Annotated in this window: 23 protein-coding genes; 19 read left to right on the forward strand and 4 right to left on the reverse strand. The window is 69.1% G+C overall.

The features are described 5' to 3' along the window. Positions 1–10: 10 nt before the first annotated feature. The 8 genes from ACIBK1_RS32955 (at position 11) to cas6e (ending at position 9,773) form a co-directional block, all read left to right on the forward strand. Positions 11–1,609 (forward strand): ISL3 family transposase, encoded by a 1,599-nt coding sequence (locus ACIBK1_RS32955; RefSeq protein ID WP_449566892.1) that lies wholly within the window; start codon positions 11–13, stop codon positions 1,607–1,609. A 444-nt stretch (positions 1,610–2,053) separates the two neighbouring features. Further along, positions 2,054–4,516, forward strand: a complete 2,463-nt coding sequence (gene cas3, locus ACIBK1_RS32960) for a CRISPR-associated helicase Cas3' (protein WP_328854080.1) — start codon at positions 2,054–2,056, stop codon at positions 4,514–4,516. Beyond that, positions 4,513–4,905 (forward strand): hypothetical protein, encoded by a 393-nt coding sequence (locus tag ACIBK1_RS32965; RefSeq protein ID WP_142652560.1) that lies wholly within the window; start codon positions 4,513–4,515, stop codon positions 4,903–4,905. Before cas3 ends, ACIBK1_RS32965 begins: the two co-directional genes overlap by 4 nt. A 23-nt stretch (positions 4,906–4,928) precedes the next feature. Beyond that, positions 4,929–6,503, forward strand: coding sequence for a type I-E CRISPR-associated protein Cse1/CasA (gene casA / locus ACIBK1_RS32970; protein WP_205831250.1), 1,575 nt, complete (start codon positions 4,929–4,931; stop codon positions 6,501–6,503). Then, complete coding sequence (gene casB, locus ACIBK1_RS32975) at positions 6,500–7,120, forward strand: type I-E CRISPR-associated protein Cse2/CasB (protein WP_205831249.1); 621 nt, start codon at positions 6,500–6,502, stop codon at positions 7,118–7,120. The genes casA and casB overlap by 4 nt, the downstream gene beginning before the upstream one ends. Positions 7,121–7,144: 24 nt before the next feature. Continuing rightward, positions 7,145–8,326: a type I-E CRISPR-associated protein Cas7/Cse4/CasC gene (cas7e, locus tag ACIBK1_RS32980; RefSeq protein ID WP_142652557.1), complete on the forward strand. Its 1,182-nt coding sequence runs from the start codon at positions 7,145–7,147 to the stop codon at positions 8,324–8,326. A 3-nt stretch (positions 8,327–8,329) separates the two neighbouring features. Continuing rightward, a complete protein-coding gene (gene cas5e / locus ACIBK1_RS32985) occupies positions 8,330–9,097 on the forward strand; it encodes a type I-E CRISPR-associated protein Cas5/CasD (RefSeq protein ID WP_142652556.1) in 768 nt (255 codons plus the stop codon). Further along, positions 9,072–9,773 carry a type I-E CRISPR-associated protein Cas6/Cse3/CasE gene (gene cas6e / locus ACIBK1_RS32990; protein ID WP_396739584.1) on the forward strand — a complete coding sequence of 234 codons (702 nt, stop codon included), beginning with the start codon at positions 9,072–9,074 and terminating at the stop codon, positions 9,771–9,773. The genes cas5e and cas6e overlap by 26 nt, the downstream gene beginning before the upstream one ends. Positions 9,774–11,693: 1,920 nt before the next feature. Here the strand turns inward: cas6e and ACIBK1_RS32995 are convergent. The 3 genes from ACIBK1_RS32995 to ACIBK1_RS33005 form a co-directional block, all read right to left on the reverse strand. After that, on the reverse strand, positions 11,694–13,703 hold the full coding sequence (locus ACIBK1_RS32995; protein ID WP_396739586.1) for a toprim domain-containing protein: 2,010 nt from the start codon (positions 13,701–13,703) through the stop codon (positions 11,694–11,696). 62 nt (positions 13,704–13,765) lie between these two features. After that, entirely contained in the window at positions 13,766–13,984 is a 219-nt protein-coding gene (locus ACIBK1_RS33000; RefSeq protein ID WP_142652552.1) for a hypothetical protein, read from the reverse strand. A 61-nt stretch (positions 13,985–14,045) separates the two neighbouring features. Then, entirely contained in the window at positions 14,046–14,306 is a 261-nt protein-coding gene (locus ACIBK1_RS33005) for a hypothetical protein (RefSeq protein WP_142652551.1), read from the reverse strand. A 709-nt stretch (positions 14,307–15,015) separates the two neighbouring features. Between ACIBK1_RS33005 and ACIBK1_RS33010 the strand changes: the two genes are divergently transcribed. The 11 genes from ACIBK1_RS33010 to ACIBK1_RS33060 all read left to right on the forward strand — a co-directional run bounded on the left by ACIBK1_RS33010 (position 15,016) and on the right by ACIBK1_RS33060 (position 23,634). Continuing rightward, positions 15,016–15,786 carry a GntR family transcriptional regulator gene (locus tag ACIBK1_RS33010; protein ID WP_142652550.1) on the forward strand — a complete coding sequence of 257 codons (771 nt, stop codon included), beginning with the start codon at positions 15,016–15,018 and terminating at the stop codon, positions 15,784–15,786. A 795-nt stretch (positions 15,787–16,581) separates the two neighbouring features. Further along, positions 16,582–16,986 (forward strand): hypothetical protein, encoded by a 405-nt coding sequence (locus ACIBK1_RS33015; protein ID WP_328854082.1) that lies wholly within the window; start codon positions 16,582–16,584, stop codon positions 16,984–16,986. A gap of 194 nt (positions 16,987–17,180) precedes the next feature. Continuing rightward, on the forward strand, positions 17,181–17,744 hold the full coding sequence (locus tag ACIBK1_RS33020) for a hypothetical protein (RefSeq protein ID WP_142652579.1): 564 nt from the start codon (positions 17,181–17,183) through the stop codon (positions 17,742–17,744). A gap of 21 nt (positions 17,745–17,765) precedes the next feature. Beyond that, positions 17,766–18,410, forward strand: a complete 645-nt coding sequence (locus ACIBK1_RS33025; RefSeq protein WP_142652580.1) for an SAF domain-containing protein — start codon at positions 17,766–17,768, stop codon at positions 18,408–18,410. Positions 18,411–18,522: 112 nt separating this feature from the next. After that, positions 18,523–19,392, forward strand: a complete 870-nt coding sequence (locus tag ACIBK1_RS33030) for a hypothetical protein (protein WP_142652581.1) — start codon at positions 18,523–18,525, stop codon at positions 19,390–19,392. Beyond that, on the forward strand, positions 19,389–20,765 hold the full coding sequence (locus ACIBK1_RS33035) for a CpaF family protein (RefSeq protein WP_142652582.1): 1,377 nt from the start codon (positions 19,389–19,391) through the stop codon (positions 20,763–20,765). Before ACIBK1_RS33030 ends, ACIBK1_RS33035 begins: the two co-directional genes overlap by 4 nt. Continuing rightward, entirely contained in the window at positions 20,762–21,616 is an 855-nt protein-coding gene (locus ACIBK1_RS33040; protein ID WP_142652583.1) for a type II secretion system F family protein, read from the forward strand. The genes ACIBK1_RS33035 and ACIBK1_RS33040 overlap by 4 nt, the downstream gene beginning before the upstream one ends. Beyond that, positions 21,613–22,482 carry a type II secretion system F family protein gene (locus ACIBK1_RS33045; protein ID WP_142652584.1) on the forward strand — a complete coding sequence of 290 codons (870 nt, stop codon included), beginning with the start codon at positions 21,613–21,615 and terminating at the stop codon, positions 22,480–22,482. Before ACIBK1_RS33040 ends, ACIBK1_RS33045 begins: the two co-directional genes overlap by 4 nt. 17 nt (positions 22,483–22,499) lie before the next feature. Further along, entirely contained in the window at positions 22,500–22,700 is a 201-nt protein-coding gene (locus ACIBK1_RS33050; RefSeq protein ID WP_142652585.1) for a hypothetical protein, read from the forward strand. Further along, complete coding sequence (locus ACIBK1_RS33055; RefSeq protein WP_168066625.1) at positions 22,697–23,134, forward strand: TadE/TadG family type IV pilus assembly protein; 438 nt, start codon at positions 22,697–22,699, stop codon at positions 23,132–23,134. The genes ACIBK1_RS33050 and ACIBK1_RS33055 overlap by 4 nt, the downstream gene beginning before the upstream one ends. Further along, on the forward strand, positions 23,131–23,634 hold the full coding sequence (locus tag ACIBK1_RS33060; protein ID WP_142652587.1) for a TadE/TadG family type IV pilus assembly protein: 504 nt from the start codon (positions 23,131–23,133) through the stop codon (positions 23,632–23,634). Before ACIBK1_RS33055 ends, ACIBK1_RS33060 begins: the two co-directional genes overlap by 4 nt. A 49-nt stretch (positions 23,635–23,683) precedes the next feature. On the opposite strand, the gene ACIBK1_RS33065 is transcribed toward ACIBK1_RS33060, so the two are convergent. Then, a complete protein-coding gene (locus tag ACIBK1_RS33065) occupies positions 23,684–24,157 on the reverse strand; it encodes a hypothetical protein (protein WP_205831258.1) in 474 nt (157 codons plus the stop codon). Between the last annotated feature and the right edge of the window lie 17 nt (positions 24,158–24,174).

A 24,174-nucleotide genomic window follows, 5' to 3' on the forward strand; every position in this document is an offset into this window, starting at 1 on the left:
GATCAGTGAGATGGTCGCGGTCTTGTTTCCCCACCTCGCCCGCGTGCGCATCGACCAGGTGTTCCATGCGGGAACGACGGTGCGAATCCGAGCCAGAACCGGCACCATGGAGGCCGCGTGCCCGGACTGCGGGGTTCAGTCGCGGCGCAGGCACAGTCACTATGAACGGCGGCTGTCCGACACCGCAGCCGGCGGCCAGGAACTGCTCATCCACCTGCGGGTACACCGATTCTTCTGCCGTAATCCCACGTGTGCGAGAGCGACGTTCGCCGAGCAAATCCCCGACCTGACGGTGCGATACGGCCGCCGCAGCATCCCAGCGGGCAAGGTGTTGCAGGCGATCGCGCTGGCGCTGGGCGGTCGCGCCGGGGCCCGGCTTACCCAGCGCCTGGCCACCGCAGTGAGCCGGACGACGCTGATCAGACTGATCCGCGGCCTGCCCGAGCCGCCCCTCCTGGCGGGCCCACAGGTGCTCGGCGTGGACGACTTCGCCTACCGGCGGGGCCACTCCTACGGCACCATCCTGATCGACATCTCTACCAGCACGGTGGTCGACGTGCTGCCCGACCGTACGGCCGACACCCTCGCAGCCTGGCTGCACGCTCACCCCGGCGTCGAGATCGTGTGCCGGGACCGGGCCAGCGCCTATGCCGAGGGCACCGCCCGCGGCGCACCGCATGCGATCCAGGTAGCAGACCGCTGGCATATCTGGAGAAACCTCGGCGAGGCCGTCGAACGCACCCTCACCCGCCACCGCCATCACCTGCCGTCCCTGATCCCCACGCTCACCGCTCAGCGCACACCTGCTCCACCTGCGCAGACGCCCACCCCGCCTCGGTCGCCCGCTGACCGCGATGACCGGATCGCCGTCCGCACCCGGGAACGGCATGCCGTCGTTCACGCTCTGCTGAAGCAAGGCCACGGCGTCCGGGAGATCGCCCGTCGGCTGAACCTCGGCCGCAACACCGTCCGGCGTTTCGCCCGCGCCGGCAGCCCCGAAGACCTGCTCGTGCACATCGGCACCGGCCAGCGCCCCAAGGCACTGGACGCTTATGACGCCTACCTGCGCAAGCGGTGGGCGGAGGGATGCACCAACGCCGAACTCCTCTGCCGTGAACTGCGGAATGTCGGTTACCGCGGCAGCAGCACCGCCGTCCGCCAATACGTCCGCCCCTGGCGAGCCGGCCTGCCACCCACCCCGGCTTCACCCCGCCCGCCCACGGTCCGGCAGGCCACCGGCTGGTTCCTGCGCAACCCCGCCCGCCTCGAACCCGGCGAGCAACGCCAGCTCGACACACTCACCGCCTTAAGTCCCCAGCTGGCAGCGCTCCGGGACCACGTGCGCCAGTTCGCCGAAATGATGATGAACCTCCGCGGCCGGGACCTGGAGGCATGGATCAACGCGGTACTCCACGACGACCTGCCTGACCTGCACTCCTTCGTCACCGGGCTACGCCGCGACCAAGACGCCGTCACCGCCGGCCTCACCCTGCCCTACAGCTCCGGACCCGTCGAAGGGCACGTCAACCGGACCAAGATGCTCAAGCGGCAGATGTACGGCCGCGCCAACCCCGATCTCCTGCGCAAACGCCTCCTGCTGGCCGACTGACCAGGGTTCACTTCACGGAAAGTGTGCCTGATCCCGTTTTCGAGCGTCGTTGACACCTGCGAACGTGGCGACCGCCGAACTATGCCTCACCGGCGCAAGTAGGAAACTTCCCTACGTGGTGTCGAATTGTGGCATTCATCCCTCAAGCTGTAGGCCTCGAACTAGTGCGGGCTCTATGCGCCATGCCCTGACATGCTTCGGTGTGGTGGATTTGGTGATTTGGCTGGCGCAGGCAATAGTCCTCTCGTACATTCGTGCGAGGGGCGGCCAAGAGCGGTGATGCCCTGGGCGTGTCTGGCGAATGCTCCCGAAGGGTGCCTCCCCGGGTTGTTGGGGGTGTGCCAGTACGAGCTGATTATTGGCCAAGTTCCCCACTGTGGTGGGGGCGTGCCCTACGGGGACGAGTTCCTTTCCTTCCGCCCTGCTAGTGATGGATGGTGCTGTTTGAGTCATGTCATCGATCTGCGAGCTCCTTGGGGCAAGCTGGGCAACAGCGACGTTCCGCATCCTCTGATCTGCCATGCGATCGACACCATGGCGGTGGCGGAGCTGCTGTTTGACAAGCTCTTGAGCGCTCGGCTCCGCTCGAGGTTCGCCTCAGTGTTCGCGCCGATCGGTGAGGCGCGTATGTGGGTGGCGTTCTTCTGTGGGCTTCATGACCTTGGAAAGTTGTCGCCGGCCTTCCAGGCGCTGAGAGCCGATGTGGCGGTGCGGTTGATGGGGGAGCCCGCGGCTGGTGCCATCCGGCGGATGCCGGATTACAAGCGTGTTGGACGTATTGATACTCCGCATGGAGTCCTGACGGCGGTGCGGGTCGAACCGATGCTCAGGGCGTGGGGAGCCAGCGCCCGCACGGCTCAGGACCTGGCGAATGCGATCGGCGGGCACCACGGCTCCTTCCTGAGGAGCGAGACCCTGCGGCAGGCCCGGAGCGGCGTCCGCGACCACGGAGGTGACCTCTGGAAGGACTGGTGCGTCGAATTCGCGGAGCACGTTCTCCAGTTGCGGAACCTGCCGAAGCCGGCAAAGGCGGCATGGGCGCAGCTGCACATCGAGACCGACTTGCTGGTGGTCCTGTCGGGACTGACCTCGGTCTCCGACTGGATCGCCTCCGCTGAGAGCAACTTCCCCTACGCCGGAGCCGACGTCGACCTGGCTGCTTACGTCGAGCGCGCGGCGAAGCAGGCCCGCGAAGCCGTGAGGCGGCTCGAGTGGGTCCCCTGGGAGCCGCCGGAAGGGGCCCGGTACAAGAGCCTTTTCGGTGAGGACCCTCGGCAGATGCAGCTCGACGTCGAACAGATCACCGATGAGCTCGAGGCTCCACTGATGCTGATCGTGGAGGCTCCGACCGGCGAGGGGAAGACGAAGGCCGCGCTGCAGGCTGCCGCACGCTTGGCACGTTCCCGCCCGGGCTCCGGCTCTGGCGATGGGCTGTACTTCGCCACCCCGACCAGGGCAACCAGCAATCAGGCCTATCGCGAGATCAATGACCTCATCAATAGGCACCAGCCCGAACTCGCCGTGCGACTGCTGCACAGCAGCGCGGAGGACTTCCTTATCGCGGAGCGGATGCGGAACCAGGAGGACGAGGCCCTCCAGCCGAGCGCCGTGGATGAGGACGGGGACCCGGCCGTCGCGGCGGACGCACGTGAGTGGTTCACCCGCAAGAGAGGGCTGTTGGCACCGGTCGCGGTCGGCACGGTGGACCAGGTGCTGATGGCGGGGATCCGGTCGCGCCACGTCTTTGTCAGGATGACTGGGCTGTCCGGCAAGGTCGTCGTGATCGACGAGGTGCACGCTTATGACCCGTACATGTCCACGATGCTGGACCGGGTCCTGCAGTGGCTGGGCTTCCTCGGCGTATCGGTGATCCTTTTGTCGGCCACGCTGCCGGCCCACCGGCGTAATGACCTTGTCCGCAGCTGGCGTACGGGGCTGCTCGGCGACAACGTGACGAGCCCTGCCCTCGACGCCACGGTCGCCTACCCTCGCATCACCTACGCGACCGCCGAGACAAGCAGGACGGTCCCGACCGCTGTCAGCGGCCTCAACGCCGATCGGCGCATGACCGTGATCCGGGTCCCCGATGAGGACATGGTCACCTGGTTGCTGGAACAGGTACGTCGCGGCGGCTGTGTCGCCGTGATTCACAATCTGGTGAGACGTGTCGAGAAGACGCAGGCTGCCCTCGAGGAAGCCATCAGCAGACTCCCGGCCGAGGAACGGCCGGAGCTGTACGTCATCACCGGCCAGCTGTCGGCGAAGGCGCGGTCCGAGGTTGAAGATCAGCTTCGTCGCGCCTTCGGTCCTCCTTCCCGGGAAGAGGAATTGGACAGTCCGTGCAAGGGGCGACGAGGCGAGGTTGCTCGGCCGGCTCGTGCCATCGTCGTGGGCACCCAGGTGCTGGAATCCAGCCTCGATCTGGACTTCGACCTGCTCGTCAGCGACCTCGCCCCGATCGACAGCCTCATCCAGCGCATGGGCCGTGTGCACCGTCGCGGAGACGCGCATCCCCGCCCCGCGCACTTGACGGAGTTGACGCTGGCCATTACCGGGGTCGAGGAGACCGACAAGGGGCCGAAGCTTCCCCCCTACACGGGAAGCATCTATCCGAAGGCGTTCACGTGGCGTACGTGGGCGCTGCTGCGAGACCGTACGGCGATCCACTCGCCAGGCGACGTGGCCGAACTGATCGAGAAGGTGTACGGGCCGCAGCCGGTGACCTGTCCGCCTGGGTGGACGGCCCTTGCTGAGGCGGCGCTCACGCTGGAGAGGTCGCACGCCAACCAGCGATTCGACGCCCGCGTGCTCTATCTGCCCTGGCCACGCCGGGACATGCCGCTCAGGGATATGACCGGGCGAGCGGGAAGCTCCCGCCAGACCCGCAGGGAAGGACGCCCGTCATGACCGACGCGCTCGGCTTCTCCGAAAGCATCGACGCGACGGTCGCGGTGGTGCTCCTCCGTGAAGGGCCGGTCAGCGGGGAGCTCATCCCGCTCGAAGGGAACATAGCTGTCGATTTTGACGCCGGCACGCCCCCGACACCCGAGCTGGTCGCCCAACTGCTCGACTCCAGCGTGCGCCTCACCGCGCCCTCCGAGGTGCCCTACGAGGTCGTCGAGGCCATCAATGAGGTGCCGATTCCTGCGGTCTTCACGCGGACGCCTTGGCTGCGTGCGCACCGGGCGCTGGTCCTTCGTGATGGCCGCGCGGCCCTGGGTGCCTTCCAGATGAGGTACAGCCCACGCCTCGGACTCGTCGTCGACGAGCTGCTCAGAACGGACACAGGTGAATGACGCCGGACAACAGGAAGGCGAACGTGACCTTCGATCTCGTCGAGGAGCCGTGGCTGCCAGTCGAACGTAGGAACGGCTCACCCGATTGCCTGGGGCTGCGGCAGCTGTTACTGGAGGCACGTGACATCAGGCGGCTGTCGGCCGAGACCCCCACGGTGACGGCCGCGCTCTACCGCCTGGTGCTCGCCTTCGCACATCGCGCCTATGGGCCAGCCGACAGCGAGACATGGGCAGCCTTGTGGAACGGGGAGTTCGCTCGGAAACAGCTGGATGACTACCTGTCCCAGCACCCCAGGCGCTTCGATCTGTTCGATCCCGACCGGCCATTCCTGCAATGCCCGGCCCTGGCCACGTGCGAGCCGACAGGCGCGGCCAAGCTCGTACCCAGCCGCGCCGTCGGCAACAACGTCACACTGTTCGATCACACCACCGCACATGATCGCGTCGCCCTCGAACCCGCGGAGGCCGCGCAGTGGCTGGTGACGGTCCACGCGTACGACCCGGGCGGCCTGAAGACCCCCTACACGAAGGTCAAGTCATCGGAACGCGCCCCGGCGAACCAGTTCGGAATGGTGCTGGTCGAAGGCGCGACGCTCCACGAGACCCTGCTGCTCAACATGCCGATCTACAACCCCGAGCGGGAGCAGCCGGAGCCCACCTCCCCGGACGACCGGCCGCCGTGGGAGGCAGACTCCCCTCCCGACCCGGAGCCGGACGAGCGGTCCCCCCTCGGGTGGACCGACCTGCTCACCTGGCCATCCCGGCGCGTGCTTCTGCACCCGCACGTCGACGGCACCGGCGTAGCCGTCGACAAGGTCGTCATCACCCCCGGTACGCGTCTGCGAGGCGACCTGGCGGACATCGAGCTGATGGCCGCCTTCCGCCGGCCGCCGCGCAAGGCCAGGCAGAAGAAACGCGAGGACTTCCGCGCGGTGCGCCTGGATGGGCGCCGTGGGATTTGGCGGCATGCGGAGGCGTTCCTGTTGGCCGGGGACGAGGACACGCGGCGCCGGCCCCGCCCGCTGGACCACATCGCGGACCTCGTCGAGAGCGAGACGATCCCAGAGGAGACCGTCTACACGATCCGGGTCTTCGGACAGCAGCTCGGATCCAAGGGCGCGGTGGTGGAGTCGTGGGCGGAAGAGGCCGTCTCCGCGCCGGTCGCGCTGCTGCGCGCGCGCCACGCGCCGGTCGGCCCCATCATCGGCCACGCCGTCGATCTCGCCGACCAGGTCGCTGGCGCCCTTCGTGACATGGATCACGACTTCTGCGCGGCGATGCACGCGGACCGCAGCGTGGGCATCGACCTTCCGTACTGGACGCAGCTCCCCCAGCCCTTCGACGAGTTCCTGCGCGCGCTGGCCGAGGCACGCCGCAATGGGCAACCGGAAACGGACGCGATCGAGGGATGGGCGCGGGCCGTGCGGAAGGCGGCCACCGCCGTCGCCGACCGCTGGGCCTACGGATCGCCGCGCAAGGGGCGCAACCTTTCCGAAGCCGGCAAGCAGTTCGGCAGGTTCACAGGCGCGCTGCACCACCTCACGGAAGTGTTCGCCGCCAAGGCCATGAATTACGTCGACGAGGAGGTCTCTTCTTGATCCCCCAAGCGTCCTCACTGGAGGAGATCCGCCAACGGCGCCGCCGATTCGTCAACCACCTGTACGGATTGCACGCCAAGCTCGAGTCCGGGCGGCAGTATCAGAGCGCCGAGGCCCGGCGCGACCTGGCCCTGCTGCGCCGTTCCCTCGCTGGCGGCCGTCAGGAGGCGGACGCGTACGCGGTGGTTTTTCCCTACGACCCGCCGATCGAGGAGCAGCAGGCATGGCTGCTCGTGGCCGGTCTGTTCGCGCTGCATCCTCAGCCTCGGCCCCGGACCTCGCCCGGCCCGTCAGGTGCGCAACGCCCGCCGTCCCGCTCCATTGGCGTGTCCATGAGGCGGCTCGTGGAACGCCGAAGCTCCGCGGAACGCAGATTCCTGCAGCTGCTGGGCGTCGACCGCACAGCCCTGCCGCACTACCTCCGGCAGGCCGTGCAACTCCTGCACACCGAAAACATCCCGCTCGACTACGACCGGCTGCTGGACGACGTGGTGATCCTCATGAGCGAGCACCACGATCCCGAGCGCGCCCACCGCGTACGGCTGACGTGGGCCCGCGACTTCCATCGCCAGCTCCGCCAAACCCCGGCGAACGCCCCCGTCGCCCCGACTGCCTAACCAGTCCCCCCACCAGGAGAACTAGTGATCATCGAGCTTCACCTGCTGCAGTCGTTCCCGGTCAGCAACCTCAACCGCGACGACATCGGGCAGCCCAAGACGGCCACCTTCGGCGGGGTCACCCGCGGGCGCATCTCCAGCCAGAGCCTCAAGAGAGCAGCCAGGGGATTGTTCAACCAGTACGGGCTCAGCGTCGACGAGACAGGCGTGCGCACCAAGCGACTCCTGGACAATGCAGCAAAGCTGCTTGCCGAACGGCACGGCCGCGACGGGGAGCGCAGTCAGGTCGTGGCGGGAGCCGGCCTGGAGGCCCTTGGCTTCGGTATCGACGCCGAGACCAGGCTCACCCAATACCTCTTGTTCGTCGGCCGCAGCGCGAGCGAACTGCTGGCCGACTTTTGCGAGCGTGAGTGGGACAAGCTTGAGAAGGCCGCCGCACAGAAGGCGGCGGAGGCGAAGAAGGCGGCAGAAAAGAAGAAGAACGGGGACTCTACCGAGCCGGAGACTCCCGCCAAGAGCAAGAAGATCAAGCCGGACAAGGCGACCCTGGCAGAGGCACAGAAGATCCTGGATGCCCAGAAAGTCGCCGACATCGCACTGTTCGGGCGGATGATCGCCGACAACAAGGACTTCAGCGTCGAGGCCGCCTCCCAGGTGGCCCATGCCCTGTCCACCCACGCCGTGGCCAACGAGTTCGACTACTACACCGCCGTCGACGACCTCAAGCCGCAGGACGAATCCGGCGCCGATATGATCGGCACGGTCGATTTCAACAGCGCCTGCTACTACCGATACGCCAACCTCGACCTGGGCCAGCTCAACAAGAACCTCGGCGGAGACGCCGATCTGGCCGCACGTACGGCACAGGCATGGCTGTACGCCCTCGTTCACGCCGTCCCCACCGGCAAGCAGAATTCCATGGCGGCCCGCACCATGCCGGACACGCTGATCGGCGTCACCCGCGAGACGGGAGCTTGGAACCTGGCCAACGCCTTCCTCAAGCCGGTCACCGGCCCCGACCTGATGGCCCTGTCCACCCAGCGGCTCATCGAGCACCTGGGACAGTTGCGCAACTTCTACGGAGGCAAGGACCTGTCCGTGACGGCCGCATCGGTCACCGGCACGCTCCCCGGCATCGACGAAGCCGAACGGGCCACGACCCTGGAGGAGTTCAGCAACCGCGTCCTGGCTTCCCTCAAGGCCTGAGCCATGACCCTCTCCCTGGCACTTTGCCTCGACGCACCCATGCAGTCCTGGGGCATCCGATCCCGCTTCACCATGCGGGAGACCACCAGAGAACCCACCAAGTCAGGCATCGTGGGGCTGCTCGGCGCCGCCCTCGGCATCCCCCGCGACGACGAGAAGGAACTGGGCCGGCTCGCCGGCTTACGCATGGCCGTGCGCGTGGATCGCGAAGGCATCCTCGAGCGGGACTACCACACAGCCCAAAACGTCCCCACCACCGCGGGCACGGGCCACCGCACCGTGGTCAGCGAGCGCTACTACCTCGCCGACGCGCTGTTCCTCGTCGTGCTCGAAGGAGACGAAGCCACGATCACCAGAGCCGCCGCGGCCGTGCAACGCCCGCACTGGCCGCTGTGCTTCGGACGCAAGCCCTTCGTGCCGGCCCGCCCGCTGACCCGCTCAGGCCGTCCCGGGGGACCACGCACCGGTGAAGGCCTCCAGGAAAAGCCCCTCGACACGGTCCTGCATGATCACCCCTGGCTCGAAACACGCCCCAAAGCCCGCGCCTGGGCGCTCGCCGACCTTCAGCGCGGCGAGACCATCGAGCTGCGCACGATGATCGATTGCGACCCGGCCGTCCCCGGAGCCGAACCGAGACACGACCAGCCCATTTCCCTTGTCCGGCACGACCGGCGCTTCACCACCCGCGCTGTACTGCCCGGGTACGTCGCACTCACTGAGGACATGATTTCAGCAGGAGACTCGGGTGTTCCTGAGCAAGCTCAACATTGACGTGACCTCGCGGGAGTTCCGCCGCGACTTCGCCGACGTGCATCAGATGCACCGCACCGTAATGGCGGCGTTCCCGCAGGTCGACGACGAGCAGCCGCCACGGCAAAAGCATGGCGTGCTCTGGAGGCTGGACCCCAGCCAGCAGGGCTACCTCCTATATGTGCAAAGTCGTGTCGAGCCCGACTGGTCCCGCCTGCCGCAGCACTACCTCACCGAACCACACCAGGTGCGGGATCTGCGACCTCTCTTCGACGCCATCACGGGTGGCCGACGCTTCGCGTTCCGCCTGGTCGCCAACCCCACAAGAGCCGTCAAGCGCGACGAGAAACAGCAGAGCGCGCGAGCTGAGCAAGGCAAGCGGGATCAACCGCGCCGCGTCGTTCACCGCACCCCCGAGGCTCAAATCGACTGGATGATCCGCCAGGGGGAACGCAACGGGTTCGTCGTCCCAGCGGGCAGAAACGGCCGACCCGACGTCGCACCCTCCCCGGCGTTCCGCATGCAGGGGAAGACCTACTTCGGCGATGAGGCGCAGAAAGTTACCATCGATCACGTCCGGTACGACGGTCATCTGATTGTCACAGACCCAGGTCTGTTCGCGTCGGCTGTCCGAGACGGCGTCGGCCGGGGCAAGGCTTACGGCTGCGGCCTAATCAGTCTCGCCGCAGCGCGGTGATCAGCAAGTCGCAGATTGACAACTGAAGAGCCCATGGGGCAGCTCTCCCAGCTCTGGGGTGACCCACAGGAAATCGTGTGCATTGACTGCCTTTAGGGCGTTCCCCACGCATGTGGGGGTGATCCGGAGCCGGAGACCGAGACCAACGGCGGGCAGGAGTCCTCCCCATGCACGTGGGGTGAGCCGTACGAGGCCGGGTTCCCCCTGTCCTGGGAAGCGTCCTCCCACGCACGTGGGGGTGAGCCAAAGTGCAGGACGAGGTAGGCGACGACGGCCGCGTCCTCCCCACGCGCGCCTGGGGTGAGCCGGTGCGACGCGCGTACGCGCGACGCGCGAGTGTGTCCTCCCACGCACGTGGGGGTGAGCCGAAGACGGAGCTGGGCGTCCAGCCGGGCTTAACGTCCTCCCCACAAATATGGGGGTGAGCCGTGGCTGGGCGAGGACCTCTTCAAGCGGGCCGAGTCGGTCCCACGCGGGTGAGCAGTGAGCCGCGGAGCACGAGGCGCGGAACCGTTCTCCCCACACACGTGGGGGTGAGAGAGCCGACCGAGGACGACAGCGATTTCGAGGGTTCCATCCCACGCACCTGGAGGTAAGCCGCAGGTGGGCAGGATCCCGCTGCCGCAATGTTGTCCTCCCCACGCCGTGGGGGTGACCGATGTTCCAGTTCCGGGTCGAGGACATCACCCGTCCTCCCCACGCTTGTGGGGGGTGAGTCGTAAGAGGCCGAGCTGGTCCTGAAGAATCGTCGTCCGTCGCGGTCAGCCGACGCTCCGGGGAGCCGAGTGAGGCGCTGCGGAAGGCATCCTCACGCACGTGAGGGTGAGCCACCGTAGGCGGGCACCTCGTACGGGCCGAACTGGTCATCCCACGCACGTGGGGGTGAGCCGGACGGTGGTAAGGAAACATGGGCTTGCTATGAGTCCTCCCCAGGCACGTGGGGGTGAGCCGGACGGTGGTAAGGAAACATGGGCTTGCTATGAGTCCTCCCCACGCACGTGGGGGTGAGCCGCAGGCACGGCACGACCGGCTGATGGAGCTGCCGTCCTCCCACGCCCGTCGGGCTGAGCCGGGGACGCCCTACCGCGACGAGGTGACGCGGCTGTCCTGCCCGCGCACGTGGGGGTGAGCCGGACGAGACCGGTCGCGGCCACTTCAAGGTGGAGTCCGCCCCACGTATGTGGGGGTGAGCCGGTGCCGACGTACGGAATCTCGACGCGGGGCACGTCCTCCTCACGCGCGTGGGGTGAGCCGGTCGGCCCGGCGATGCGCCGCAGCCTCGACACGCCCTCCCCACGCACGTGGGGGTGAGCCGGTGATTCTCACCTCCACGGGGCGCATCAGGGTGTCCTCCCCACGCACGTGGGGGTGAGCCCTGGAGTCAGACCCTAATGTGGCGCCATGCCACGTCCTCCCCACGCACGTGGGGGTGAGCCGCGTGTGGCCGAGTACCAGCGCCACCTCCAGGCGTCCTCCCCACGCACGTGGGGGTGAGTCGTCGTTCGGCGCGCTGGTCGCGCTGGGCAGACTGCCTGAGCGTTGATCTTGTGACTGGCTGACACCGTCACGATCACCGTTCAGGGGCACACCCCTCCCCACGACACGCGAACACGCACGAAGACGAGTGGGGACTTAAAATTGGCCACCGGCGGTGACCTCAACCCGGCCACCTGCGGCTACTTTTACAAGGCCACGGACACCCACGCAGTTGGGGGTGAGCCGAGGCCGACATTCACCGCCTGGGCGCCGAGTTCGTCCTCTCCACGCACGTGCCCGCTCCACCTACCTCGCCAGCAGCCTGCCGGGCGTCCTCCCCACACACGTGGGGGTGAGCCGGTGTACGACCGTTACAGGTCAATATCCAGGATCCTCCCCGCACGTGGGGTGATCGAAGCGTCCAGACTTCGAGTTGCCCACTGATCATGTTTTCGGGCGAAGAGAATATGGAGGCCGGTGTGCCGAGGAGGTCGGACGGGCGACTGCTGGTTCGGCATATGGCTTGGCGTGCCCAGGCTGGGCATCGAGGCCAGCCACGTCGACCGGGTTAAAGCTTTGGGTCACCCGTCCTGACTGCAAGCGTGCCTGCTCGACGGCGTTCACGACAGCATCGTTGACCGTCGTAGCCTCCAGCCCCAATCGCGTGGCCGTACGGACGACCTGGCGGGCGACCTGTCCCGACGGCAGGCCCGCGACGATCGGGGCGACGGCCTGCAGGGCACGCATCCGGTCTTCGGCAAACTGCAAGCGCGGGAATCGCGCGAGCGCGGCGTCGACCACGATGTCGGCAAGCGGCACCCGGCTGCGGTCCAGCAGCCGGTGCAGTGCGGCGGGGCCGTCCTGCGCCAGGATCGCCGAGGGGTCCCTCCCCTCTGGGAGACGTACGGCCTCCGCGCCTCGCAGCTGTTCGAACGCCTTGACGGCACCCCGCATCCCCGCCGAGTCGCCGTCGAACGTGATCACGGCCCCGGTCGTGCCCAGGTCGCAGACCTGTCCGAGGGCGTCGACCTGAGCGGGAGAGAGGGCCGTCCCGCAGGTCGCCACGCCCACATAGCGCCCGCGCCCGGCGAGGGTGACCGCGATGGCGTCGAACGGGCCCTCGACGATGACAGGGCGGGCACCGGCGGCAAGGGCCTGCCGGTTCTCCGCCAGGCCGTACAACACATTGCCCTTCGCCGAGCCGCGGCTGGCAAGGTACTTCGGTCCGTGACCTCGTGGAGAGTGGCGGCCGATGAATCCGGCGATGCCGCCCTCCGGCGTCCGCAGAGTCAGCACGATGCGGTCCTGTAACGCATCGACCAGACGGGAACCGCGCCGTCTGGCCAAGCCGGACGCTTCAAGCACCGCGTCCTCGTACCCGCGGCCGCGGAGGTGCGCAACCAGCCCTTTCCGCCCACCCGGGGCGTATCCAATCCGCCATGCCCTGGCCGTCTGCGCGTCGATGCCGCGCTTGCCGAGGTACGGCACGGCCCAGCCACCCTTCAGTTGGGCCGCGAAGAACTGTTCGGCCTGACGGTGAATCCCACGCATCCGCGCCGCCGAAGACGTCGCCTCGAGGGCCTGGGCAGTATCCGGCTCCGCTCGGCGTACGTCCTTTGTCCGACCCTGCTGCACGTCGGTCGTCGTGCGTGACGCGCTGTCCATGTGCGTGGTGACGAGCGACGCGGTCAGGAGGACGCGGTCGCCGACCGCGAGCATCGTGCCGAAGCGCGGAGCCCGGGGGTCGGCCCCCGCCCAGCTGGACACGCTCGGAAAGCCGATCCCGTGGGCGTCCATGCTGAGCCGCCGCAGGACAAGGTACGCGACCGAGTCCGCCTGAAGCTTCGCGATGCCCCGGCAGACGGGCGAGGTGACGGCGGGGGCTTCGGCCGGGTGCTTCAGTAGGACGTGCGCCAGCTCGTGGGCCACCGCGGCGACGGCGGTGTTGTCGTCCAGATGGTCGGAGACGCGGATGAAGCGGCGCCCGTGCTCATTGCTAAGCACGGTCAGGGCCACGCCGTCGTACGGCGACCGCACAACGGGGAAACCCAGCCGTCCAGCGAAATCGGAGAGCGAGGCCAGAGCCTCTCCAGGTTCGAGCGGCGCCGCACCTGGTACCCAGCTGTCGGCGGACGGAATGGCCGTGGTCTGGCCGATGTCGAACACAGTTGACGGCCGCGTGCCATTCGACTGGACGATGCGGATCCCTCGCTCGCCCTTGAGCACCTGGCGGCCGAGCTGTCGCCAGGAGTCGTAGTCGGCCAGCATGGTGGCGTCCGGCCGTGACGCGCGGATGAGCAGGAGAGCGGCGAAACCGTACCCGCGATGCTTGGCGGCCAGGTCGAGAAACCGCGCCCAGTCCTGGCCGCTGCGCAGCAGGGAGGCTTCCTGAGCGGCCATGTCCAGCAGCGCCGCAGCATCGGGGCGTTCGGGGTCTCGAACCTCATCAACCACGCCCCTGACGCTGCGCCGGTCGGATTGCACCGCCTGTGACGCCAGCCGTCACCCTCGTCAGCTCACACGCTCCGGCCGGTGAGGATCTTCTGCCACAGCTCCTGCGCCCGGGCGGTCAGCAGCCACTCCGTTTCCGCCACCTCCAGCTCTGTCTTCTTCCGGTTGGTCCGCCGGACGAAGACGAGGCCTCCGGCCTGACACAGCTCATATATGCGGGCCGGCACTCGCAGGTGTGCCGCCGTACCCTGATGTGGGTGCAGCGGCGCTGCGGCTTCAGCCACCGCAGCTCCTCCGCGCCGGGTTGCGGGTCAGGGACGTGGATGCCGTGGTAGGGCGGGGGGATCATTCCTTCACCAGGTGGTCGTTCGCGAGCCGGGTCTGCTCTTCGAGCTGCCGCGCGAGGTCGGCGAGATTGGACGCCTCGATCGTCATGGCCAGGTCGCTCTTCCTGAGCACACCGAAGGGGAGCTGACGTCGCCTGGTCGCCGACAGCCATGGTTGGCGTCGGACCACCCAGTCGTCGCGGTACGCGTCAACGAGTCGGCGAAACGACGAATCGTCATCGGAGTCGGGCTGGGCGGAACGTGTGGGATCGTTGTTCACGGTCAGGACCTCGATTCCTGATCTCAAGAGCCCGTCCGGTGGTTTCGTCGCCGCGGCGGGCTCGCTTTTTCGGCGGCCAGCGTGCGGATAGGGCGGGCGGCCCCGTGACCCCCTCAGGTGTGGGGCCGCCCGAGCCCCGCCAGTCGTGACAACTCGACCAGCGGGGCAGCTTCGATGCGCCTGTTCAAGCAGGTGCTGACTTGCACGCAGGCTCTTTGCCGACCGAGGTGCGTACGACTCACCCGGCGCAGAGCGTGGGGATCGCACCTATCACGGCGCCGGTCCTTTTAGCTCAGCCCACGTCACGTGCCCGTTCCGAGTACGGCTGCTGCCGTACCACGGCGTGAGCTCCGACACCTCTGACCATTCGTCCTTCTCGTCGCCTCCCACGGGTTCGCCCGGGTCGTGGACTTCTACCCGGAGGCGGCCGGCAGACGGAGTGATCGTGACCGCGATCACCCCGTCCTCGGGCGTGCGGGGCACCGCGTTCGCGACGAGTCGGGACACCACTCGCTCGCACCGATCAGCGAGTTCCGGGCGATGCCTGCTGGCAGTGCTGCGTGCCCACGATCGCACCTTGTCGGCCGCCTCCGGGAGCCCGGGCAAAGTTCGCTTGTACATGGGAGGAGACCGCCTAAGCTGGTGACACTGATTTACGTTCTGAGTCCTCAGCTTGCAGCCTGGGGACACAGCCTGTCAACCTGTTCCGATGGATTCCGATCGCCCGCTATGGCTGCGCATCGTCGAACACTTCCGGCAGCAGATCAGCACGGGTGAGCTGCCTCCGGGCGCACGCCTGCCGTCCCGTCCGGAGATCATGCGCGAGTTCGGCGTGTCCGATGCGGTCGCCAAGCAGGCCGCCCGAGTTCTGGTCTCCGAGGGCCTGGCTGTGGCCAAGCCCGGCTCCGGCACCTACGTGCGCAGCAAGCCCCAACTTCAGCGTCTCGTTCGGGCCTGGTACCGAGGCAACCGCTCCGGCAGCCCCTTCGCCGCGGAGATGGAAGCCCAGGGCCGTCGGGCCGCATGGGACTACACCTCACACACCGCGCAGGCGCCCACGTCAATTCGGGAACGGCTGGGCCTCGGCGAACCGACCGGGGACCTGCCCGATGTGCTCCGTACGGAGTACCTCTTCTCCGCGGACGGACAACCCGTCATGCTCTCCACGAGTTGGGAACCGCTCGAGATCACCAGGGGCACGCCGATCGCTATGCCGGAGGAGGGTCCGCACGCCGGGCGAGGTGTGGCCGAGCGGATGCTCGTCATCGGCCACCCCATCGACGACTGGAGGGAGACCGTCGGAGCGCGATTGGGCACTGCCGAGGAGTGCGCAAAGCTCGCTCACCCGCAGGGCTCCGTCATGCTGACGATCGAGCGGGTCTACGAGTCGCGCGGGAAGGTGGTCGAGACGGCCGACATCGTGTTGCCGGCGGATCTGTACCTGCTGGAATACTCGGCCCGTATGGGTGCAGGAGAGTAACTCGCCGCGCTTCCCAACCGTGAGAGTCGCATCGCGGCTTGCGGCTCCTTCTGCCGAGGCGGGACTCTCCCGACAAACGTCACGCCCGTAAACCCTCTAAAGAGCCAGAGGAAATCGCCCTCAGCTCCACGTCTTCTCGGCGCGGTTGCGCTGGTGAGAACGCTGGGCTTTCCGATCTGCCTCTGTCTCCTCCCTCCGGTCCCAGCCATGGGCAATCGCCGTCATCGCGTGACCTGCGGCGAGTAGTCGCGGCGTCCACGGAGAAGCGTACAAGCTGCTCGTCGCCCTTCCGGCTGAAAAGCCTCGTCGGCGGTCAGGGAGAGGGATCAGCCCTCGCGATCACGAGCAACAGGGCCTCTCTGAGAGCTGCGTGCTTCCTGGCGAATTGGGACGACCGAAATGCCGGTGGAAAGTTCACGGTCATCGGCTCAGCTCGCTGTTTCTCGCGTCCGATGTCACGGCGTAAGCAATGGGTTCTCGTGATCCTTGCGACGTGTTGTCCGCCACTGCGCGCGACTCTCATACCTCCGCAGGAAGGCGCGGAGCTAAAGCTGGGTCGCCAACCGCAATTTGCTCTTGATCTAAATCAGGCCGCCCCTTTACCCTACAGCGCGCAATTATTCGACTACAGAGAGTGCTGAAGTGTCTTGTGTGACGTGGCGAGTGGGATTCCTTGCTCTCTTGGCCGCCGTCTCCGGTTGCACCGCCTCGCAGGAGGTCGGTCGTACGGCGACACCCCCCGCCTCGCCGACCGGGAGTCCTCCGCTGGCGGCGCCCTCTGCACGGGCGACCACCGTGGAGGACGCCATCGTCGAGGCCTACACCGCCTACTGGCCAGCGAGCACCCGTGCTGTCACCTTGCCGCGCGAGGAGGCGCGGCGACTGCTCAGTCAGTACGAGACCGACGACCAGGTCGAGGGCGAGCTCAAGGGCATCGCGCGCTACCAGGAGATGGACCGCGAGGGATGGGGGGAGGTTGTCGTGCACGTCAAGAAGGTCACGGTGAAGGGCGACACGGCCACCGTCCTTGACTGCATGGATGCATCTCGGACAGGAGAAGCTGATTCACGCACCCACAAGCTCATCCCGGGCACGCTCAGCACTCCTTACTTCTCGGTTGAAGCCACGATGCGCAGGGGTGCGGACGGGCGCTGGCGCATCCTTCAGAAGAAGGCACTGGAATCGAAGTGCACGCGGTGACCGCCCTGCTCGTCCTCGCGCTGATTGCCTCACCTGCTGCGGTAGCCAATGGGGATCCCGGCAGTGGGGCCGGAGCCAGCCGCAGTCCCAAGGGCTGGTCGATCTGGGCCAAGGAGACATCGCCCGGCCGGGCCCCTGTCCGTCCGGCCCCGGTGCGGAAGGCGAAGAAGGAAGTTGACGCCGACTGCGCTCCGATGGTCGATGGTTTCCCTCAGGGCAGCGACGACTTCTACTGCGGGCTGATTCGGCCGGGTGGCGGAGCCGGGGTGACCCCGCAGATGCTGGTGGGCCAGGCCGTAAAGGAACTGGCTCTGCCGTTGCCGCAGGTGAGCACCGCGCCACCGCGCGGCCGTCCGGGGATGGTCGGCATTCGGCAGTGGTTCTGGCTGAACGGCTCGGGGCAGTGGACGACCAAGTCCAAACGGGTGCACGTCGGGGCTGTCTGGGCCGAGGTGACGGCGTCCCCGCGGCGGCTTCTCATCTCGCCGGGCGCGGGCTTGCCCGACGTCGTCTGCGACGGCCCCGGCACGCCGTACGACCCGCATCGCCCGCCACAGGAGCAGGACAGCGGCTGCACCTATCTGTATGAGCGGTCGTCGGCCGGTCAGCCGCGAAACGCCTACCGGGTGTCGGTGACGGTCGTGTGGGGCGCGACGTGGCGAGGGTCTGGGGGAGCGGGAGGCCCGCTGGCGCCGATCAGCCGGTCCACCTCCTACGCCCTGACCGTGGCCGAGGCGCAGGCCCTGGTCACCGACTGAAATTTGAGGAGTTCCCTTCCGATGGTGCGCACGCGTACGCGCGATACGGTCACGCCGCTTCCCCTGCCGAGGCGGCGCCGGTCGCCGATGTTCCTGCTCGTCTTGGTCTTCATCGGGGCGGGCGTGCTGGCCGGGCAGTACGCCTACACCGAACTCGACCGGCGCAGCCCCGTGCTGATGGTCGCCCGGGACGTCCCGATCGGCCAGGTGATCACCGCCGACGACCTGGCCTCGGTACAGATCTCGGCGGACCCCCAGATCGCCACCGTCCCGGCGGGGCGGCTGCCGGAGACAATCGGCCGGGTCGCGGCCGCCGACCTGACGGCCGGCGCGCTCCTGGCGGAGACGCAGACGACGGACGCGATGACGCCGGGCCCCGGTCAGCAGCTGGTGCCGCTCGCGCTCAAGCCGGGTCAGCTTCCAGCCCGGGGCCTGCGTGCCGGCGACCGCGTCCTGGTCGCCGCCGAACTGGCCGACCCCGGGCAGGAAACCAGGGCCGTGACGAAGGACTTGGCCGCCGTCGTCGATCGGGTGGGGGAGGCAGACCCCGACGGGGTGCGAGTCGTCGACCTGCTGGTCGGCCCCGGGGCCGGCGGCTTCATCGCGCGGGAGGCCATGGGTGGCCACATCGCCCTCATCCTCACCTCCCGCAGGGACGCGGCGTGATCGGCCGAGGTTCCTCTGCGCGGTGGCCGCGCTGCTGCCGGTACGGCTCGCGCGGGCCGGCCGCCGCCCTGGTGTCCGCCGTACCGCTGCCGTCCTGCTCGGAGGTGGGCGGATGGCGCTGATCGCGGTCACGTCTCCTGGAGGGGCGCCCGGGGTCACCACGGTGTGCCTGGCCGCCGCGTTCACCTGGCCCGACCCGGTGCTGCTCGCCGAATGCGACCCGTCGGGCGGCGGCGTGTTGCCGGGCTACTTCGCCGGGCAGCAGCCGTACCGGATCGGTGTCGCCGAGGTGGCCATGACGGCCGCGCGCGACCTGGAGGCGGCGCGGGTGCAGCTGGCCGAGGAGGCCGTTCCGCTGGATGGGGACGCCCGGCGCAGGCTGCTGCTGCCCGGGGTGGCCGACCCGCGGCAGGCCCTGCAGATCAAGGGCTCCTGGCCGCAGATCGCCCAGGTGTTGACGACCGCCGGACGCGACGTCATCGCGGACGTGGGCGCGCTCGGCGTGGAGAGCGTGCCGTACGCGATCCTCACCGCTGCGGACGCCGTGGTGCTCGTGCTGCGGCCGACGGTGCGGTTCGTTGCGATGGCCGGGCCGCGGATCGAGGCGCTCAGCCGCGGCGCCCTCGCCGCCACGCCCCGCTTCCTGCTCCTGATCGGCGAAGGGCCCTACCCCGCGGCGGAGGTCAGCCGGACGCTCGGAGGGACGCCCATCCTGGGGACGGTCCCAATGCTGCCGAAGGCCGCGCACATCCTGTCGGACGGCGCCGCCGGCCGCACAAGGTGGGCCGGCCGGTTGCAGATGTCCTCCCTGCTGCGGACGGTGGGCAACCTCGGGGCCCAACTGCGGGAGCGCCTCGAAGCGGCACCCGAGGAGCAGCCGGTCGCCGCGGTTGGGGTGGTGCCACCTGCGTCCTTCGGCGCCGGCCCCGACCTTCACTCCGGCCCCGCCGCGGGTGCCGAGTCTGGGGGAGGGCGAGCATGAGTGAGCACCCGCTGTGGCTGGCCGAGGACCTTCCCGCTGCCCCCGCCGCCCGCCCGGCCGGGCCGGGAAGCCTGCCGCCGATCCCCGGCATCCCCACCCCGACCGACGACGGCCTCGACGACGTGGCGTTCCGTGCGGCGGTCGGCGACATCAGCGCCCGCGTGGCCGACGCCCTGGAAGGGGCGGCCGGCCGGGAGGAGGCCGTCCAGCTCATCGACGCCGCAACCGCCGCCTGGTCCCGAGAGCGACTCACCGACGGCGTCGTCATCTCACCCGGGACGCACGCCCGTCTGGTCCGCGCGGTCGAGGACGAGCGCTACGGCCTGGGCGCGCTGCAATCGCTTATCGCCGATGCGGCGGTGCAGAACATCGACATCAACGGCTGCCGCGAGGTCTGGGTCACCTACGCCGACGGGCGCAAGGTACGCGGTCCGGCGGTCGCCGGCAGCGACGAGGAACTCATTCAGCGGATCCGCATGTGGGGCGTCCACGGCGGCCAGACCTCCCGGGAGTTCTCCACCGTCACCCCCGTGCTCAACGCCGCCTTGAAGGAGCGGGTGCGGCTGTCGGCGGTCATGGCGATCACACCGCGCCCGCACGTGTCGATCCGCTGCCACCGGCACGTCGACGTCACCCTGACCGACCTGGTCGAGCTCGGCACTCTCGAGGCCGGGCAGGCGTCGTTTCTCGCCTCGGCGGTGCGGGCGCGTAAGGACATCCTGGTCACCGGCGGGGTCAACGCCGGGAAGACCACGATGCTGCGGGCCCTGGCCGCCGAGATCGACCCCGACGAGCGGATCGCCACGCTGGAAAGCGAGTACGAGCTCTACCTGGACCAGCTGCCGCACCGGCACCGCGACGTGGTGGCCTTCGAGTCACGCCAAGCCAACAGCGAAGGCCACGGCCAGATCACCCTTGATGCGGCGATCAAACACTCGCTGCGGATGAACCCGGTGCGGATCATCGTCGGCGAGGTCCGCGCCGACGAGGCGTGGTCGATGTTGCAGGCCATGAACTCGGGCCAGGAAGGCTCGCTGTGCACCATCCACGCCAACTCCGCCGAGAAGGTCTTCCCCCGCCTGCTCATGCTGTGCCGCTCCGGCGGCCTCGTGCTGGATTCCGAGGACATCCACGGGCTGGTTGGCATGGCCGTCGACTTCGTCGTCCACCTGCGCCGCGACGTGCGCACCAACCGCCGCTACGTCACCGAGGTGCTGGAGGTGCTGCCGCCCGCCGACACGCCGACGCCCGCGCGCAACCACATCTACCGCCCCGGCCCCGACGGGCGTGCGATCCCGGCGACCTCCCCGCAGTGCCTGGACGACCTGGTCGCCGCCGGGTTCGACCCCGCCGTGCTGTGGAGGGCGTCATGACCGGCGCGCTGCTCGCGCCGCTGGCCGGCGGGCTGGGCGCGGCCGGGATCGTCTGCCTCGTGCTCGCCGTACGCGGCAGGGCCCCGGCGCCGCCCAGGCCGGACGGCCACCTGGCCACCCTTGCCCGCGCGGCCGGCGACGTCGCAGTGCGCCGGCAGGCCGGGGCAGCGATCCTGCTCGGCCCCGCGGTGTTCCTGCTGACCGGATGGCCCGTCGCCGGCCTCGCCGCCATCGGCGCCTGCTTCGCCGTGCCACGCCTGACGGGAGGGCGCGGCGCCCGCTCGCGCATCGCCCGCCTGGAAGGGCTGGAGCAGTGGACGCGGCGCCTTTCCGACCTGCTCGGCGCCGCCTCCGGGCTCGAGGACGCCCTGGCCCGCAGTGTCGAGCACCCGCCCGAGGCGATCGCCGCCGAAGTGCGCGACCTGGGCCGCAAACTCGCCGCCCGGGCGGACACCGAGCAGGCGCTGCGCGCCTTCGCCGAAGCCCTCGACGACCCGGTGGCCGACCTGATCGCCGCCGCGCTCATCCGCGCCGCGTCCCGGCGCGGCGCCGGCGTACGGCAGGTGCTGACCAATCTGGCGGCCATGGTCGCAGCCAACGTCGCCGCCCGGCGGGAGGTCGAAGCCGAACGTGCCCGCCACCGCGCCACCGTCCGCTGGATCATGGCCTTCCTGTTCGGCTACAGCGGCTTCGCCGCGTTGAACAGGGACTACGTGGCCCCGTTCGGCACCACCGCCGGACAAATAGCGCTTGCGGTCGTCGTCGCCTGCTACGCCGTCGGGCTGTGGTGGCTGCACCGCCTCGGCACCGCCCGCCCACCCGGCCGCTTCCTCACCGGGGGAGTGCGATGAACCTGTTCCTGCTGGCCGGGGCCCTGATCGGGTTCGGGCTGTTCCTGCTGGTGCGCGAGCTGCGGCCGGCCCCGCCCCGGCTGGAGGAGGCGGTCGCCCGCCTGCGCGCCGACTACGTCCCACCCGACACCAGCGGCGACCTGGCCCAGCGGCTCGGCCGCCTCATGGCCACCCACCTGGGGTCGCTGCCGTGCCCCCACCGCGACCTGGCGCTGCTCGGCCGCCCGGTCGAACGCTTCCTCGCCACCAAGCTCGGCCTGGCCGTGCTCGGCCTGCTGCTGCCCGCCGGGATCGCCGCGCTGATAGCGGCCACAGGTAGCACCCCCGGCGTGGCGCTGCCCGCCGGAGCGTCCCTGCTCGGCGGGGTGGTGCTGTTCTTCGCCCCCGACCTGACCGTGCGGTCCGAGGCCGCCCGCCGACGGGCCGACTTCCGGCACGCCATCACCGGCTACCTCGACCTGGTGGCCCTGGAACGCAGCGCCGGCGCCGGACCCGTCGACGCCCTGGAAAAGGCCGCCTCGGTCAGCGACGGCTGGGCGTTCGCCCGCATCACCGCCGTGCTGGAGCTGGCCCGCCGGAACCAGCGGCCCGCCTGGGAAGGACTTGCCCGGCTGGGCGAGCAGGTCGGCATCGCCGAGCTCACCAACCTGGCTGACATCGCCGCCCTCGCCGGGCAGGAAGGCGCCCGCGTCCTGGACACCCTCATCAGCAAGGCCGCCTCCATGCGCGGCCAGGCCCTGGCCGCCGCCAAAGCCGAGGCCAACGGCCGCACCACCGCCATGGTCATCCCCATCGCCCTGCTCGGCGCGGCCTTCCTGCTGCTTTTGACCTTCCCCCAGATCTACCGGCTGGCCATCGCCGGCTGACCCCCTCAAGGAGACCGATGCGCCTTCCCACTGTCATGTCCTCGCAGCTCACCCTCCTGCTCGTGCGCGCGCAGGCCGGCCTGCAGCGTCTGCGCGAGGACCGCGGCGCCAGCACCCTGGAATGGGTCGTCCTCACCACCCTGATCATCGGCATCGCCATCGCCGCCGCCGCGGTGATGAAGGACAAGGTCACCGAATGGCTCGCCAAGATCCCGTGACCACTCCTGATGCCGCCGATTTGCGGCGTTCCCGCCGTGGCGTGCGGTGCCAGGTGCTGCGCGATCGCGGGGCGGCCACCTTGGAGATGGTCATCCTGTTCCCGCTGCTGCTCCTGGTCGTGGCCGCGGCGGTCCAGGCCGTCTTCGTCTACCAGGCCCACTCCACCGCCCAGGCGGCCGCGCAGGAAGGCGTCCGCGCGGCCCGCACCGACGGCGCCTCCCGCTCCGCCGGACCAGCCGCCGCGGTGCGCTTCGCTACCCGCGTCGGCGGCGCCTTCCTCACCCACCCCGACGCCCGGGCGGGCGGCGACGCCGGCACCGTCGAAGTCGTCGTCACCGGCCGGGTGCCGTCGTTCCTACCTATCGCTCAGTGGACCGTCTCGGAGGTCGCCCGCGCCCCGGTCGAACGCTTCATCCCCGCGGACCGCCCATGAGCTGCCGACGCACGCCGCAGGACGGCGAGCGGGGAAGCGCAACGCTGGAACTGGTGGTCCTCGCCCCCGCACTGCTGGCACTCATCGCCCTGGTCGTCCTCACCGGGCGCATCGCCACCGCCTACAGTGCGGTCGAGTCGGCCGCTCGCGACGCCGCCCGGCGGGCGTCCATCGCCCGCGCCCCCGCCGAGGCCCGGCGCGCCGCCACAACCAGTGCCGCCGCCGCGCTCCGCCGCGAGGGCCTGCGCTGCGCCCCGTCGATCGCGGTGGACACCAGTGGATTCTCCCGGCAGGTCGGCACGCCTGCCCAGGTCGTCGCCCGCGTGACCTGCACCGTCCAGCTCGGCGACCTGCTGCCCGGACTGCCCGGCCAGAAGACGGTCCGCGCGTCCTTCGCCTCGCCCATCGACCCCTACCGGGGGAGAGCTCTGGGGTTCGCAGATCCTGGCGGTTCCTCAGCCGGCAACGAGCGTGCCAAGACGGGAGGCGTCCGTGTGTGAAGGTGTGAGCCAGCGGACCGAGACGAGCCGCCTGCCGGATTGTGCGAGCTCAGTGATTGCTGCGGAGGTGCCGGCGGGCCCGGTTCCACACGTCTTCGAACTCGGCCGCAGTCAGAGCGTGAGGCTCGTATCCGTCCCACTCCTGCACAGGGCTCTCCGCGGTCAGGCCGTAGGTCGCCTCGTACTGGCTGAGCCGGCCTGCTGCCTGAGCCTGCTGCCATTCCGTCAGGGACGCCGCGACGATGGGGATGCCGTCCGGTCCCCGGAGTTCGACCTGGCGGTTCACCCAACCGTCGGCATCAACCTCGAAGTAGAACCAGATGTCCTCTTCATCCCAATAGGTGCGGAACCAGCGCGTCATCGCTTTAGGATGCCGGACGCGACTGACAGGGCACGACGTGACGAGGCCAAGATACTCGGGGGCTGCGGCGCAGCGGGTGGCAGCGTGAACGCTCATGTCGACCAGGTCACCATCGCCCCGTCCTTGAGCGCCTTCCCAGGCCAGACGGTCCACCACGGCCATCTGACCCTGATGGCGTC

The organism is Microbispora rosea (genome assembly GCF_044460045.1).
GTDB classification, from domain to species: domain Bacteria; phylum Actinomycetota; class Actinomycetes; order Streptosporangiales; family Streptosporangiaceae; genus Microbispora; species Microbispora rosea.

What these genes read in the sequence shown, in the direction of transcription:
- ACIBK1_RS32955 (WP_449566892.1), top strand. Translation starts at nt 11, where the DNA reads ATGGTCGCGGTCTTGTTTCCCCACCTCGCCCGCGTGCGCATCGACCAG.
- ACIBK1_RS32965 (WP_142652560.1), top strand. Translation starts at nt 4,513, where the DNA reads ATGACCGACGCGCTCGGCTTCTCCGAAAGCATCGACGCGACGGTCGCG.
- cas5e (WP_142652556.1), top strand. Translation starts at nt 8,330, where the DNA reads ATGACCCTCTCCCTGGCACTTTGCCTCGACGCACCCATGCAGTCCTGG.
- ACIBK1_RS33010 (WP_142652550.1), top strand. Translation starts at nt 15,016, where the DNA reads ATGGATTCCGATCGCCCGCTATGGCTGCGCATCGTCGAACACTTCCGG.
- ACIBK1_RS33020 (WP_142652579.1), top strand. Translation starts at nt 17,181, where the DNA reads ATGGTCGATGGTTTCCCTCAGGGCAGCGACGACTTCTACTGCGGGCTG.
- ACIBK1_RS33025 (WP_142652580.1), top strand. Translation starts at nt 17,766, where the DNA reads ATGGTGCGCACGCGTACGCGCGATACGGTCACGCCGCTTCCCCTGCCG.
- ACIBK1_RS33030 (WP_142652581.1), top strand. Translation starts at nt 18,523, where the DNA reads ATGGCGCTGATCGCGGTCACGTCTCCTGGAGGGGCGCCCGGGGTCACC.
- ACIBK1_RS33035 (WP_142652582.1), top strand. Translation starts at nt 19,389, where the DNA reads ATGAGTGAGCACCCGCTGTGGCTGGCCGAGGACCTTCCCGCTGCCCCC.
- ACIBK1_RS33040 (WP_142652583.1), top strand. Translation starts at nt 20,762, where the DNA reads ATGACCGGCGCGCTGCTCGCGCCGCTGGCCGGCGGGCTGGGCGCGGCC.
- ACIBK1_RS33045 (WP_142652584.1), top strand. Translation starts at nt 21,613, where the DNA reads ATGAACCTGTTCCTGCTGGCCGGGGCCCTGATCGGGTTCGGGCTGTTC.
- ACIBK1_RS33050 (WP_142652585.1), top strand. Translation starts at nt 22,500, where the DNA reads ATGCGCCTTCCCACTGTCATGTCCTCGCAGCTCACCCTCCTGCTCGTG.
- ACIBK1_RS33060 (WP_142652587.1), top strand. Translation starts at nt 23,131, where the DNA reads ATGAGCTGCCGACGCACGCCGCAGGACGGCGAGCGGGGAAGCGCAACG.
- ACIBK1_RS33065 (WP_205831258.1), bottom strand. Translation starts at nt 24,157, where the DNA reads ATGGCCGTGGTGGACCGTCTGGCCTGGGAAGGCGCTCAAGGACGGGGC.